Here is a 14,029-nt window from a genome sequence, read left to right as displayed (position 1 = left end):
AGCATTCGTCATGGAGGACGGAGCCTCACGCCCAGGCTGAGCGAGCGAATGGCCCCGACCATTCGGGACTTGCAAAGCTGCGGAGCATAGGGAGCAGAGGATGGAGGCATCGGACGCTCTCTGGTGTCCCCCGGACAGATGCTCTCTGCTCTCTGCTCTCTGCTCTCTGCCCTCTGCCCTCTGCTCTCTGCCCTCTGCCCTCTGCCCTCTGCCCTCTGCCCTCTGCCCCCCGCCCTCTGCCCTCTGCGCCCCGAAGGCCGTGGCTCAGGCCTCGCGGCGCCGGAACAGTCGGCCCAGGCCGCCCATCAGGGCCAGCAGCACGATCCAGCCCTTTTTCAGGAGCAGCAGGCCCACCGCGAGCAGGCCCGCCTTCTTGGCCACCACGCCGCCCACCAGCGCGGCCACCCCGTAGGTCGCCAGCTTGTCGGTGCCGGCGCGGTAGTCCTCGTAGCGGTGGCCGGGCGTGAAGCTCACCTGCTGCAGCACCCCGCCCATGTCACGGCGCACCTGGGCGAGCTGGGCCATGCCGGCCACGGCGTTGAGTTCCAGCACGCTGTCGCGGCCCAGCACGCGTACGGCGTAGTTCAGGGTGTGTTCGGAGGGCGCCTGGCTCTCGCCCTTATCGTGGAAGGCCAGCTCCTTGGCCCAGTACATCTTGTGCGTGGCCGCGTCGTACCGGGGGCTGTCGGCCCAGCCGATCAGGTCGATGGTGCCGTAGCCGGCTTTCTCGCGTTCGCTGTTGTCCGACCCGGTGGAGCGCTGCAGGTCGCGCAGCATCTTCGCGTAGTCAGTCTTGGCCGCGTCGTCGTCCTTGACGTGCCCGTCGAGGGACTCGGTGAGCACCACGCCCCAGCCCCGCTCCGTATCGGGGTCGATCCCGGCCGGAACGATCATCCCCAGGACGTCGTCGGCCGATCCGGGGGGGTTGCCCCACAGCTCCGTGATCACCCGCCGCGCGCCCTGTGCATCGAGATAACGCAGGGTCGTGCCGGTGGTGAGCGTGGCCTTGCCCCCCAGCAGCGAGATGGTGCCGCTGCGGTAGGTCAGGGCCGAGGACGAGGACGGGGCCTGCTGGGGCGTGGCGCCGGCCCAGCCGAGCGCCAGGGCGGACGCCAGTATGAGATAGGGTTTCATGACTTCTTCATCTTAATGGGGGCGAGCCTGCGTTGTCGTGTGGACATGCCCATGCCCCCGACAGGTGAGGTGGCCGGATCAGACGGACGGCGCAGGCGACCCGGAGGCCGCCTGCGCGCTGTCAGTCATGGGAGTTCAGAAACGGGTGCCGGGCTGGAGTCGTTGCGGGGTCAGACCCCAGCGCTCAGGCCCCGGCTCAGACCTCGGCTCAGACCTCGACGGGCACCGGCGCCTGGGGCTGCCCCTCGCCGCGGCGGGGCAGGATCAGGTTGGGCATCGGCAGGGTCGCCAGCAGGGCCAGGGCCGCCACCAGGATGCTCCACAGGTAGATCCGGCTGATGGTGTTGGCGAACGAGACCTTCACCGCGCGGGAAGCGAGCGTGCCGACCGTCTTGGCCGTGCTCAGGGCGCTCTGCTCGGCCGTGTCGAGCCCGCTCAGGGCGCCCCTCAGGGCCTGCTGCACGGTCTGGGTCTGGGCGGCGTCGAGGCCCTGCTTGACCCCCGCCAGGATCTGGCTGCGGCTCTGGGGGTTGGCCAGCGCCGGGGCGGGAATCTGCGAGAGCTGGGCGCGCAGCGGGGCGGGAAGTTGCGGGTTCTGGGCGAGCGCGGCCACGGCCTGGGCGTTGCCGCTGTTCACGGCCTGCTCGACCGCCGCGTAGGTGCGCGCGAAGCCCGCCTGGATGCTGCCCTGGGCGAACTGCTCCTTGAAGGCGGCGGGCGTGTTCGGGCTCTGGGTGAGCTGCGCGATGGCGGCGGCGTCGCCGTTCTGGATGGCGCGGGTGGTCAGGTCGCGCTGGGTGGCGAAGCCCTTCTTGATCTGCGCCTCGATCTCAGCGGCGCTGGGCTGGGCCTGCGACTGGCCCTGGCCGCCGCTGCTGCTCGCGGCCGTCTCGCGGATGGTTTCCAGCTGGCTGACCACGGCGGCCGGTTGCCCGGTCTGGGCGGCCCTGAACTGGGTGCTGAACTGGCTGCTCAGGCCGCTGGACAGCAGGGCGCCGAAGACGGCCGTACCGATCACGCTGCCGAACTGCTGAAAGAACTGCCCCGCAGAGGTCGCCACGCCGATCTCCCAGGGCTGCACCGCGTTCTGCAGCGCCAGGTTGTACAGCGGCAGCGCCGGCCCGATGCCCAGACCCAGCACGACCATGCGCGCGATGACCGCCCAGTACGGGGTGTCGGCGTTCAGGGTGGACAGCAGCAGGAAGCCCAGGATCATGGTGGTCAGGCCGATCAGCATCAGCGGCTTGTAGCGCCCGATACGGCTGGCGATCTGCCCGGAACCGATGGCCCCGATGATCAGCCCCACCGTGAGCGGAATGGTGGCGGTGCCGGCCTTGGTGGCCGAGACGCCCTGCACGTTCACCAGATACAGGCTCAGGAACAGGATGGCGCCCAGGAAGGCCGCGCCGATGAAGAAGCGGGCGGTGACGCTCCAGGCGAAGGTCGGGTTCCTGAACAGGGTCAGGGGCAGGATCGGGCTCTCGTGGCGCGACTCGGCGAACAGAAAAGCGACCAGCGCGGCCGCGCTCACGGCGAACAGTGTCCAGACCGTGGGGCTCTGCCAGCCGTAGGCGGCCTGGTCGGCCCCGAAGGTCAGCGCCAGCAGCAGCGGCACCGAGAAGGCCACGATCAGCGCGGCGCCCAGGTAGTCCACCTTGGGCTTCAGGCCGCTGGCGAGCGTGGGCATCTTGGACAGGATGAAGGCGATGGCGAGCAGCCCGACCGGCAGGTTGACGTAGAAGACCCAGCGCCAGGAAATGTTATCGGTCAGGAAGCCGCCCAGCAGTGGCCCGATGACCGAGCTGAGGCCGAACACCGCTCCGAACAGCCCCTGGTAGCGACCCCGGTCGGCCGGCGCGAACAGGTCGGCGATGATGGCGAAGGCCACCGAGGTCAGCGCGGCGGCGCCCAGGCCCTGCAGGCCACGGAACACCACGAGCTGCATCATGCCGCCGCCGAAGAGGTTGCCGAACCAGGGCTCGCCGGCCATCCCGCACAGCGCCGAGCCGACCAGGAAGACCACGATGCCGAAGAGCAGGATCGGTTTGCGGCCGTAGATGTCGCTGAGCTTGCCGTAGATGGGCACCATGGCGGTGCTGGCCAGCAGGTAGGCGGTCGTGACCCACGAGTACAGGCTCAGGCCATCGAGTTCCTGAACGATGATCGGCAGCGCCGTCGACACGATGGTCTGATCCAGCGCGGCCAGGAACAGCCCCAGCAGCACGCCGAAGAGGATGATCCGCTTGGTGGGGAAGTCGAGCGTCTCGGCGTAGTTGATGCGGCCTTCGGGCGCGCGGGCAGTGGGGGTGGTCATACGGTCTCCTGGGGGGCAGCGCAGGCGGCGGCGGGCTCAAGTTCATTCAGCAGTGCACGCAGGTGGCCCTCGGCGGCCTCGATGGTCTGCGGGTTGAGCTGGGCGAAGGTGCTGATATAGGCGCCCACGAAGGCCGAGTCCATCTGTTCCAGCACGGCGCGGCCGGCGCCCGTGAGGGCGACCAGCTTCTCGCGGCGGTTCTCCGGGTTCTCCTGGCGGGTCACCAGCCCGCGCTGCACCAGGCGTTCGAGCAGGTGGCTGGCGGCCGGCAGGCTCAGCCGGGTGCGCTCCGAGAGGACGGTGACGGTGGCGGGGGAATAGGCCCGCAGGTGGTGCAGGGCCGTCATCTGCGAGAACGACAGGTCGAGTTCCTGCAGTTCGTCCTGCATGCCGCCCATGACCAGACTGCTGATGTGCTTGTGGAGCCGGCGCATGGTGTGGCCCAGCCGGGTGGCGGCTTCCCGGTTGGCCGGCGGCACCTCGGACGGCGAGGGGAGGTCGGGGGGGATCATAGTTCCAAGCTTGAAACTGTCTTGTCCATAAGACGGTATGATGAACCTGAGTGTCCGGATCGTCAAGGTCGGCCGGATGGCTTAGGGCGGTGGCCCAGCGGACTCGCTGGAACCACGGTTCCTCTGCCCCGCTGCCCCCACAGGATTGAGGCACCCGTCCTCCACACCGAAACGCTTCGACTGGGGCGGGCTGGACGTGGACGTCCGGAGGTGGGTGGGGACGGTTCCGTCCGGAATCCTGGCGGCGCGGCCCCGCTACACTTCCCCCATGCTCGTGTACCACCTGCCCGGCACCTTTGAGACCCGCGAAGCCCAGCTCGATCTGCTGTGGGAAGCCGGCGCCACCGGCCTGGAGGAGCGCGCCGGCACCATCCGGGTCTACTTCGACGACCGCGCCGACTTGGCGCCGGAAGTCAGCGACGGCGAGTGGCGCCAGGAGGCCGATCAGGACTGGCTGGCCGAGTTCAAGGCGAACCTGCGCCCGGTGCACGCCGGCCGCGTGACCATCGTGCCGCCCTGGCTGACCGGCGAGGTGCCGGCGGGGCAGGTCGCACTCATCATCGAACCCGGTATGGCCTTCGGCACCGGCCACCACGCCACTACGCGCATGGCGGTGGAGGCGCTGGGCGAGCTGGAGCTGAGCGGCCGCACGGTGCTCGACGTGGGCACCGGCAGCGGCGTGCTGGCCATCGCGGCGGCGCTGCTGGGCGCCGGGCACGCGCGGGGGCTGGACATTGACCCCATCACCATTCCCATCGCCTGGGAGAACGCGGAGATCAACGGGGTGCCCCAGGGTCGGGTCAGCTTCGCCGAGGGCAGCCTGGGGCTGGATTCGGACGCGCCGGAGCCGGCCTGCGACGTGCTCGTCGCCAACCTGTACGCCGAACTGCACGATCTGCTGGCGGGCGAATACGCGGTCACCCTGCGCCCCGGCGGCCCCCTGATCCTGACCGGCATCCTGGGCAGCAAGCTCGCGCTGGTGAGTGAGGCCCTGGAGCGGGAGGGGTTCAGCCAGCTGCAGGTGCGCCAGGACGGCGAGTGGGTGCTGCTGACCGCCCGCGCGCCGCAGGGATGACCCGCCACCGCGTCCGGGTGCCGGCGCTCCGGGGGAAGATGACGCTGGGGCCGGCCGAGACGCGACATCTTCATGTGCTGCGCCTCCGGCCGGGAGACGAAGTGCGCGTGTTCGACGGCCAGGGCGCCGAGGCCCGGGCGACCGTGCTGGAGCTGGACGAGTCCCGGGCCGTGCTCGAACTGGGCGAGGAGACCGCGGGCGCCTCAGAGACCCCCTTTCCCCTCACGCTGGCGGTGGCGCTCCTCAAGGGCGACAAGCTCTCGGAGGTCGTGCGGGCCGCCACAGAGCTGGGGGTGGCGCGGATTCAGCTGCTGGTCACGGCCCGTGCCGACGCCCGCGAGATCGGGGAGCAGAAGCTGACTCGGTTGCGGCGGGTCGCGCAGGAGGCCAGCAAGCAGTCGCGGCGCGCGGTGGTGCCGGACGTGCTCTCCCCCATCCCCCTGGGCGCCCTGCACTGGACCGGGAGGCTGTTCGTGGCCCAGCCCGGCGCGGCCCAGCGGCTGGGCGACCTGCTGGACTGGACGGCCCCCGTGACCGTGCTCACTGGTCCCGAGGGCGGTCTGAGCGACCCCGAGGTCGCCGGGCTGCTGGAACGGGGCGCCCAGTCGGTCACGCTGGGGCCGCGCATCCTGCGGGCGGAGACGGCGCCCGTGGCCCTGCTGGGAGCGATCGCGGCCTACGGGGCCTGAGTGTCGACCACAGCGTCAGCCACAGGGCCAGGGCTGGCAAAGGCCGGCGCGGCCATCGGCAGGAGCTGGCGCCACGATCGGACGTTGCCGATATGGACGGTCACGTAGCGCTCCAGTGCCTTCCACAGCGCGGGGCGCTGCTCGGGCGGCACCGGCCCCTCCATGCTGGCCCGCACGGTCTGACGAACCACGCTCCGCAGGAATTCCAGCGCCTCGCCTTGGTACGCCGGCAGGCTGGAACACGCGCCGCACAGCAGTTGCCCGCCCAACGGATCGGGGTGCGCGGGGTGGGGAGCCCGGCAGCGCGCACAGTGGCCGGTGTTCAGCACGAAGCCGGCCAGCGCCAGCAGCTTGTGGCTCAGCACCAGCGCCACCCACTCCGGATCGGGCTGGTGCGACAGCCCACGCAGGGCGCCGGCGAACAGTTCGAAGGCCTGATCGCTGAACTCGCCTTCCTGAAAGAGCGCGTCGGCGAACTCGGCCATCAGGTGGGCGAAGGCGTAACGCTCGGGCTCAGCCAGCTTCGGCAGTGCACCTTCCAGAATGGCCTGCTGGACACTCGCCAGATCGTTGTGCGGCCCCTGGTAGATCTGGACGCCGACATGGTGGAAAAGGTTCAGGCGGCTGGCGAGCGGGCCGCGCACCCCGCCCCGCGCCACCGCCTTGAGTTTGCCCTGCGGAGTCAGCAGGGTCACGATGATGTCGCCCGCCGGCGTCACCCGCCGCCGGATGACGATGCCGCTGCGGTTGGCGGTGCGTGACCTCACAGGGCGCAGTCTATCCGGATGCGCCCCGGACACCTGTGCCAGCGTCCACTTTCCGTGCCCCGCCGGGCAGGTACACTTCTGGAGATGAGTGACCCGCACCACCAGGATCACAGCGTTAGGGATCTTCTGCGGGAACTGTTTCCGGAGACCCACCGGGAACTGTTCGGGGAGGAACAGACCGGGGCCCCCCCCACCCTGGGCCTGTACCGTGTGGCCGATGGCCGGCTGGCCCTGGTGCACGGCGACCAGCTGGCCGAATTCACGCCGGTCGATCCCAAGGGGAAGAACGCGCTGCACTGCGACCTGTGCCACTTCACCCGCAGCCGCTCCGAAGCTGCGGTTTTTCGTGTGCACGTGGGCCGCCGCCTGACCCGCTACGTGACCCTGTGCGTGGCGACCGAATCGTGCCAGAAACGCTCGGGCAAACGGGGGCTGGAAACGCTCTCCGGGCGCATCTTCCCCATCGAAACGGCCTACTCGGACTGAGCCGCGCCCGCCGAAGTACTCGGATCGGCCAGCCTGACGGACGCCGCCCCAACTGAAGAGTTTTCCCGACGGAACCCAGGGATCACACGGCCTCGGGTTCCCCTGCTGCAGACCGAGTGTCCATTTCCACTCCGGGCGGGAGAGGGGTTCACGCATTCCGGCCGCATCGGACACGCCCATGACAGCGGCGCCCCCGGTGCCGTGCTCCGGACGCATCCCCTGACACGTCCCTGAAGATCTCATCAAGACCGGCACGCGCCGGGCTCCGTACCGTGGGAGCATGACGGAACTGTGGTCGGGAATCTGGGCGGAGCTGGGCCTGATGCTCGGGTTGCTGGTCGCGGCCCTGCTCAGCGGCCTGATCGGCTGGGAGCGGGAGAGCAAGCGGGCGGGCGCCGGGCTGCGAACCCACATGCTGGTGGGCATCAGTTCGTCGCTGTTCGTGGTGCTGGCCGAGCAGCTGATCGTGCAGTACGGCTCGCCCGAGGACGGCGTGCGCTTCGATCTGGTGGGCGTGCTGGCCGCCGTGGTCAGCGGCGTGAGCTTCCTGGGCGCGGGCACCATCTTCTCCTCGAAACGGGGGGAGCACACCCGGGGGCTGACGACCGCCGCCAGCCTGCTCTCCACGGCAGGCGTCGGGGTGGCCTGCGGACTTCACCTGTACGTGTTCGCCACCGGGGCGACCCTGCTGTTCCTGTTCGTCCTGAGCCCGCTGCACCGACTGGCCGAGCGGCGCGGCGATCCCACCGATCCCTGAGCCTGGTGCCCCAAATCCGAACTCGAACACCGATGACACGGAGGGAGGCACGATTGTATACAATATCCACGATGACCGCCCCCACCGCGACCGCCTTCGAGCGACCCACCCTGGTGCGGGACGGCGTCTACGAACACCTGCGCCGGGCCGTGCTGGACGGCGAGATCGCCCCTGGAGAGCGGCTGGGCGAGGTCGAGCTGGGCGAGCGGCTGGGCGTGTCGCGCACCCCGATCCGCGAGGCGCTGATGCGGCTGACGCAGGACGGCCTGCTGGTGGCCGAGGCGAACAAGGGCGTGCGGGTGCGGACGGTGAGCGCCGCCGAGGCCCGTGACGCCTACGTGGTGCGCCAGGAGCTGGACGGACTGGCGGCCGCGCTGGCCGCCCGGGCCCACACCCCGGCCGACGCCCGGGCCCTGGGAACGGCCCTGGACACGCTGCAGGCCGCGCCCACCAGCGACTACCGCGAACAGACCCGGCTCGATCTGGCCTTCCACCGCTGTATCACGCTGGCCGCCCACAACGCGGTGCTGGGCGACCTGGCCCGCGATCTGGAGCAGCGGGTGGCGCTGATCAAGCACCAGACCCGCACCTACAACGCCCATCCCCAGACCGACGCCCAGCACGCCGCCCTGCTGGCCGCCATCCTGGCCCGTGACGCCGACGCGGCCCGCGAAGCCGCCCGCACGCACGTCCAGACCTTCGCCACCCTCGTCCTGCACGACCTGGCCCGGACGACCGAGGAGACCCGCCATGATTGACCAGCTCTACCGCAAAGCCGTCCTGACCGTCGCCGGCCAGAAGACCATTGAACACGTCGTCCGCTCGCGCGGCTGGGGCGTCGCCCAGCGCTTCGTGGCTGGCGAGAGCGTGCAGACCGCCCTCGGGGCCGTGCAGGAGCTGCGACGCGACGGCATCCTGGGCAACCTCGACCTGCTGGGCGAGTTCGTCGCCAGCCCGGACAGGGCCAACGAATTCGCCGACAAGGTGCTGAACCTGCTGGACGAGGCGCACGCGGCCGGCGTCCCCGGCTACGTCAGCGTCAAGCTGTCCAGCGTGGGGCAGGGCCAGACCGTGGCCGGCGCCGACCTGGGCCTGACCAACGCCCGGCGCATCGTGGGCCGCGCCAAGCAGTACGGCGGCTTCGTGTGCCTGGACATGGAGGATCACCCGCGCGTGGACGTGACGCTGAGCCAGTTCCGCACGCTGGTGGGCGAGTTCGGCGCCGCGCACGTCGGCACGGTGCTGCAGAGCTACCTCTACCGCTCGGAGGCCGACCGCGCCGCTCTGGACGACCTGCACCCCAACCTGCGGATCGTGAAGGGCGCGTATCTGGAGCCCGAGACGGTCGCCATGCCCGACAAGGCCGACGTGGACGCCAGCTACCGCCGGCTGGTGTATGCCCACCTGAGCGCGGGGAACTACGTGAACGTGGCGACGCACGACGAGAGCATCATCCGCGACGTGCAGCACTACGTCCTGGCGCACGGCATCAGCAAGGACGCCTTCGAATTCCAGATGCTGTACGGCGTTCGCCGCGACCTGCAGAGGCAGCTGGCCGCCGAGGGCTACCGCGTCCGCGCCTATATCCCCTACGGCCGCGACTGGTACCCGTACTTCTCCCGCCGCATCGCCGAGCGCCCCGCCAACGTGATGTTCGTGCTGCGCGGAATGCTCCGGGGATGAGGCCGTGACCCTGATCGGAGTCACCGGGGCGCCGGGCAACGTGGGCACGCCGCTGGTGCACGAGCTGCTGGCGCGCGGCGCCCGGGTGCGCGTGCTGGCCCGGCGCCCGGACGCCGCCCGCGAGGTTTTCGGGGAGCAGCCGGGGCTGGAGTACGGGGCGCTGGAGTTCGGGAAGCGCCCGACCTACGTGGCCGCCTTCCAGGGCCTGGACAGGCTCTTCGTGGTGCGCCCGCCCCAGCTGAGCACCGTGGCCCGCGACATGCTGCCGGCGCTGGACGTGGCCCTGGGCGCGGGCGTGGGGCACATGACCCTGCTGTCGCTGCAGGGCGCCGAGCGCCAGCCCTGGGTACCGCACGCGAAGCTGGAAGCATACCTGCGCCAGAGCGGCGTGGCCTGGACGTTCCTGCGCCCGTCGTTCTTCCTGCAGAACCTGAGCACCACCCATCTGCCCGAGCTGCGGGGGGGCGAGGTCTTCGTGCCCGCCGGCCGGGGCCGCACCAGTTTCATCGACGTGCGGGACATCGCGGCGGTGGCGGCGCTGGTGCTCACCAGCGGGGGTCACGCCGGCCAGGCCTACGAACTGACCGGGGCCGGGGCGCTGACCTACGCCCAGGTCGCCCAGACGCTCAGCGCCGCCACGGGCCGCCCGATCCGCTACAGCGATCCCTCTCCCCTGGCCTTCTACCGCCGGCTGCGGGCGCGGGGCGTGCCGGCCTCGCAGCTACTGGTCATGGTGGCCATCTACGCGGTCGCGCGCCTGGGCCTCGCCTCGCGCGTCTCGCCCGACACCGCCCGCCTGCTGGGCCGCCCGCCGCTGTCGGTGGCCGACTTCGCCCGCCACATCGCCCCCCTGCTCTTCCAGGAGTCCCCCCATGCTTAAGATTCAGGAGTACCGCCCCCAGCCCTTCACCGATTTCACGCTGCCCGAGAACGTGCAGGCCTATCAGGCCGCGCTGAGGACAGTCCGCGCCGAGCTGGTCGGCAGGCACTATCCGCTGATCATCGACGGCGAGCGGGTGGACACTGAAGGGAAGCTGACCTCGCTCAATCCCTGTGACACCAAGGAAGTGGTGGGCACCACCGCGAAGGCGACCATCCAGGATGCCGAGCGGGCCCTGCAGGGCGCCTGGAGGGCCTTCGAGGGCTGGAAGAAGTGGGACATGGACGCCCGCGCCCGCATTCTGCTCAAGGCCTCGGCGATCCTCAAGCGCCGGCGCCTGGAGGCCTGCGCGCTGATGAGCATCGAGGTCGGCAAGAACTACGCCGAGGCCGACGTGGAGGTGGCCGAGGCCATCGATTTTCTGGAGTACTACGCCCGCAGCGCCATGAAATACGCGGGCTTCGGTTCGTCCGAGACGACCTGGTTCGAGGGCGAGGAGAACGGCCTGATGTCCCTGCCGATCGGCGTGGGCGTCAGCATCTCGCCGTGGAACTTCCCCTGCGCGATCTTCCTGGGGATGCTGGCGGCGCCCATCGTGGTGGGCAACTGCGTGATCGCCAAGCCGGCCGAGGACTCCGGCCTGATCGCCGGCTTCGTGGTGGACATCCTGCTGGAAGCGGGGCTGCCGGCGGGCGTCCTGCAGTTCCTCCCCGGCGTGGGCAGGGAGGTCGGCGAGTACCTGACCACGCACGCCCGGACGCGTTTCATCACGTTCACCGGCAGCCGCGCGGTGGGCCTGCACATCAACGAGGTCGCCGCGAAGACCCAGCCCGGCCAGCGGTGGATCAAGAAGGTGATCCTCGAACTGGGCGGCAAGGACGGCCTGATCGTCGATGAAACGGCCGACCTGGACGTGGCCGTGACGGCCGCCGTGCAGGGGGCCTTCGGCTTCAACGGCCAGAAGTGCTCGGCCATGAGCCGCCTGATCGTGGTGGACAGCGTGTACGACGACGTGGTGAACGCCTTCGTGGAGCGCGCCCGGGCCCTGAGCGTCGGCACGGGCGAGGAGAACGCCAACGTGACGGCCGTGGTGAACCAGATGAGCTTCGACAAGATCAAAGGGTATCTGGAGATCGCCCCGCGGGAGGGCACCGTGCTGCTGGGCGGGCAGGCCCCCGGCGAGGCGAACGGCAGGGCCGGCTACTACGTGCAGCCGACCATCGTGGGCGACGTGGGGCGGGAGGCCCGGCTGGCGCAGGAGGAGATCTTCGGGCCGGTCGTGGCGGTGCTGCGCGCGAAGGACTGGGCCGACGCCCTGGAGATCGCCAACTCCACCCAGTACGGTCTGACCGGCGGCGTGTGCAGCCGCGACCGGGCCCGGCTGGAGCAGGCCCGCCATGAATTCGAGGCCGGCAACCTGTACTTCAACCGCAAGATCACCGGCGCCATCGTGGGCGTGCAACCTTTTGGCGGCTACAACATGAGCGGCACCGATTCCAAGGCGGGCGGCCCGGACTACCTCGCCAACTTCCTGCAACTCAAGACCGTGACCGAGCGCTGGTGAACTCTGACGCCGCTGGCGTTCAGAAGCGCTGATGACCACCCCTTGTCAATCTGATCGGCCTGCCAGGCGGAACCCTTCCGCCCGGCAGGCCAGTTTCATCCATTCTCCCGACCGGATCGGAAATTTTTCACATCATTGAACCGAGCCCAAGGTCGTCTACACAGGTCTCTCCAGCGCCTACTCACGGCGCCCTAACATCCGCGCCAAGTTCAACCCACGGCGTACGGTGTTTGTACAGCGGCTCCCTCCTCCTGCGGTGGGTGCCCGGCCCGACTCCACACCCTGCGATCCTGCGGCAGACCGCCCAGGACGGTCTTGAACGATTGTCTGGAGGACACCATGAAGCACACGCGCCCCCTGCTCGCCACGACCCTCGCCCTGACCCTGGCTGCCTGCGGACAGCAGACCGCCACCCCCGCGGCCGCGCCGGTCGCCAGCGTGCCCGCCCCCGAAGCGGTGGCGGGCGACACCTATCTGGTGGGCTTCAAGCAGCCGCTGAGTGGCCAGAGTCTCGGCGCGCAGCAACTGGCGGCCCAGGCCACGCTGCAGGCCCAGGCGATCCAGGCGGCCGGCGGCGCCCTGACCCAGCAGTGGGCCGAGATCAGCGCCGCCGCCGTGCGCCTGAGCCCGGCAGCCCTGGCGAAGCTGCAGGGCAACCCGCAGGTGGAGTACGTGGAGCGCGAGGCCGTGCATAGGGCGCTGGGCTTCCGCAGCGGCGTGAGCGACGAGGGAGGTGCGCAGAGGAGCCTGTCCGGTCAGACCCTCTCGGCGCAGGCGATCTCCGCGCAGGCCATCTACACCGCCAGCGGCGAGACGACCTGGGGCGACGCCGCCCTGCGCGTGCCGCAGCTGCGCGCCGCCGGCTACACGGGCGCGGCCACCACGAAGATCGCCGTATGCATTACGGACACCGGGATCGACGGCAACCACCCCGAATTCGGGCGCAAGCTCAAGGGGTTCAGAAACTTTGTGACCACGGAGGCCAACCGGAACGACGCCTACCTGCTGAACGACGTGTCTCACCACGGCACGCACGTCGCCGGCACGGTCTTCGCCCAGTACGGGGCAGGCACCGGCGCGGGCGGACTGCAGAGCGGCATGGACGCGGATGGGGTGGGCGGCGTGGCCTCCGGCGCCGATCTGTACATGGCGCGCGTGCTGGGCGACACCGGCAGCGGCTCCTCCAGCGGGATCATCAACGGCGTAAACTGGTGTGTGGCCCAGCTCAAGTCCCAGGGCGGCACCGAAGATAAGGTCATCGTGTCCATGAGCCTGGGCGGCGGCGCCAAGAGCCAGACCGAGCAGCGGGCCTACACCGCCGCCTATAACAAGGGCGCCCTGATCATCGCGGCGACCGGCAACGACGGCGCAGCTGTGTCGTACCCCGCCGCCTACACTGAAGTGGTAGGTGTGGCGGCCGTGGACAGTAACCTCGCCAAGGCCGACTTCAGCAACTTCGGCACCCAGGTCGATCTGTCCGGCCCCGGCGTGGACGTGATCAGCTCGGTGCCGCTGGGCCAGGGCACGGCCGCCAGCGCCTCGGGCGGCGGGGTGAGCTTCCAGAACGTGCAGGCCGCCGACCTGACCGGCAAGGGCTCCTTCACCGGCAGCGTCGTCGCGGCGGGCGGCACGAACAACGAGTTCTGCGGCACCACGACCCGCAACGCGGCCCTGAGCGGCAACATCGCCCTGATCAGCCGCGGCACCTGCTCCTTCGAGGAAAAGACGGCGAACGCGGTCGCCAGCGGCGCCAAGGGCGTCATGATCTACAACAACGCGGCCGGCGCGCTGGGCATCAGCCTGACGAACGCCTACGCGGTTCCCGTCGTGGGCCTCCAGCAGGCCGACGGTCAGGCCCTGCTCGGCAAGCTGCCTACCACCGGCACGGCCTCGGTGACCGCGGCCGACTACGAGTCGTTCAACGGCACCTCCATGGCCACGCCGCACGTCTCGGCCGCCGCCGCTGTGGTGTGGGCCGCCAAGCCCACGCTGACGAACGCTGGCCTGCTGAGCCTGCTGACCAGCACGGCGAAGGATCTGGGCACCGCCGGAAAGGACACCAACTTCGGCTCCGGCCTGGTCGATCCCTACAAGGCCATCACCGGCCAGTAAGCCCTCCACCATCCGGCGCCGCCTTCCCTCCGGGGGAGGCGGCGGCTGTTGGTGAA

At 70.1% G+C, this 14,029-nt stretch carries 13 protein-coding genes; 9 read left to right on the top strand and 4 right to left on the bottom strand.

Annotation, left to right across the window (positions count from 1 at the left end; all coding sequences use genetic code 11):
- Window positions 1-264 precede the first annotated feature (264 nt).
- The 3 genes from CVO96_RS15720 to CVO96_RS15710 form a co-directional block, all read right to left on the bottom strand.
- A complete protein-coding gene (locus CVO96_RS15720; protein WP_103313038.1) occupies window positions 265-1,134 on the bottom strand; it encodes a DUF2167 domain-containing protein in 870 nt (289 codons plus the stop codon).
- Between the two features lie 208 nt (window positions 1,135-1,342).
- Window positions 1,343-3,448 (bottom strand): MDR family MFS transporter, encoded by a 2,106-nt coding sequence (locus CVO96_RS15715; protein ID WP_103313037.1) that lies wholly within the window; start codon window positions 3,446-3,448, stop codon window positions 1,343-1,345.
- Window positions 3,445-3,960 (bottom strand): MarR family winged helix-turn-helix transcriptional regulator, encoded by a 516-nt coding sequence (locus CVO96_RS15710; RefSeq protein WP_103313036.1) that lies wholly within the window; start codon window positions 3,958-3,960, stop codon window positions 3,445-3,447. The genes CVO96_RS15715 and CVO96_RS15710 overlap by 4 nt, the downstream gene beginning before the upstream one ends.
- A 268-nt stretch (window positions 3,961-4,228) precedes the next feature.
- Between CVO96_RS15710 and CVO96_RS15705 the strand changes: the two genes are divergently transcribed.
- Together CVO96_RS15705 and CVO96_RS15700 are read left to right on the top strand one after the other, a co-directional pair.
- Window positions 4,229-5,035 (top strand): 50S ribosomal protein L11 methyltransferase, encoded by an 807-nt coding sequence (locus tag CVO96_RS15705; RefSeq protein WP_103313035.1) that lies wholly within the window; start codon window positions 4,229-4,231, stop codon window positions 5,033-5,035.
- Window positions 5,032-5,724 (top strand): 16S rRNA (uracil(1498)-N(3))-methyltransferase, encoded by a 693-nt coding sequence (locus tag CVO96_RS15700; protein WP_103313034.1) that lies wholly within the window; start codon window positions 5,032-5,034, stop codon window positions 5,722-5,724. Before CVO96_RS15705 ends, CVO96_RS15700 begins: the two co-directional genes overlap by 4 nt.
- Here the strand turns inward: CVO96_RS15700 and recO are convergent.
- Window positions 5,712-6,491 carry a DNA repair protein RecO gene (recO, locus tag CVO96_RS15695; RefSeq protein ID WP_103313033.1) on the bottom strand — a complete coding sequence of 260 codons (780 nt, stop codon included), beginning with the start codon at window positions 6,489-6,491 and terminating at the stop codon, window positions 5,712-5,714. The genes CVO96_RS15700 and recO overlap by 13 nt on opposite strands.
- Before the next feature lie 84 nt (window positions 6,492-6,575).
- Here recO and CVO96_RS15690 point away from each other — a divergent pair, with 84 nt between their 5' ends.
- The 7 genes from CVO96_RS15690 (at window position 6,576) to CVO96_RS15660 (ending at window position 13,973) form a co-directional block, all read left to right on the top strand.
- Window positions 6,576-6,977 carry a hypothetical protein gene (locus tag CVO96_RS15690; RefSeq protein ID WP_103313032.1) on the top strand — a complete coding sequence of 134 codons (402 nt, stop codon included), beginning with the start codon at window positions 6,576-6,578 and terminating at the stop codon, window positions 6,975-6,977.
- Between the two features lie 280 nt (window positions 6,978-7,257).
- Window positions 7,258-7,734 (top strand): MgtC/SapB family protein, encoded by a 477-nt coding sequence (locus CVO96_RS15685; protein ID WP_103313031.1) that lies wholly within the window; start codon window positions 7,258-7,260, stop codon window positions 7,732-7,734.
- Between the two features lie 71 nt (window positions 7,735-7,805).
- Window positions 7,806-8,492: a GntR family transcriptional regulator gene (locus tag CVO96_RS15680; protein ID WP_165795324.1), complete on the top strand. Its 687-nt coding sequence runs from the start codon at window positions 7,806-7,808 to the stop codon at window positions 8,490-8,492.
- Window positions 8,485-9,417, top strand: a complete 933-nt coding sequence (locus CVO96_RS15675; RefSeq protein ID WP_103313029.1) for a proline dehydrogenase family protein — start codon at window positions 8,485-8,487, stop codon at window positions 9,415-9,417. The genes CVO96_RS15680 and CVO96_RS15675 overlap by 8 nt, the downstream gene beginning before the upstream one ends.
- 4 nt (window positions 9,418-9,421) lie before the next feature.
- On the top strand, window positions 9,422-10,297 hold the full coding sequence (locus CVO96_RS15670; RefSeq protein ID WP_207795324.1) for an SDR family oxidoreductase: 876 nt from the start codon (window positions 9,422-9,424) through the stop codon (window positions 10,295-10,297).
- Window positions 10,290-11,861, top strand: coding sequence for an L-glutamate gamma-semialdehyde dehydrogenase (gene pruA, locus CVO96_RS15665; RefSeq protein ID WP_103313028.1), 1,572 nt, complete (start codon window positions 10,290-10,292; stop codon window positions 11,859-11,861). The genes CVO96_RS15670 and pruA overlap by 8 nt, the downstream gene beginning before the upstream one ends.
- Before the next feature lie 339 nt (window positions 11,862-12,200).
- Entirely contained in the window at window positions 12,201-13,973 is a 1,773-nt protein-coding gene (locus CVO96_RS15660; RefSeq protein WP_103313027.1) for a S8 family serine peptidase, read from the top strand.
- The last annotated feature ends 56 nt before the right edge of the window (window positions 13,974-14,029 follow it).

The sequence above is a fragment of the Deinococcus koreensis genome (genome assembly GCF_002901445.1).
GTDB classification, from domain to species: domain Bacteria; phylum Deinococcota; class Deinococci; order Deinococcales; family Deinococcaceae; genus Deinococcus; species Deinococcus koreensis.
Note: the sequence above shows the minus strand (reverse complement) of the source record. Positions and strands in the feature narration are given on the sequence as shown.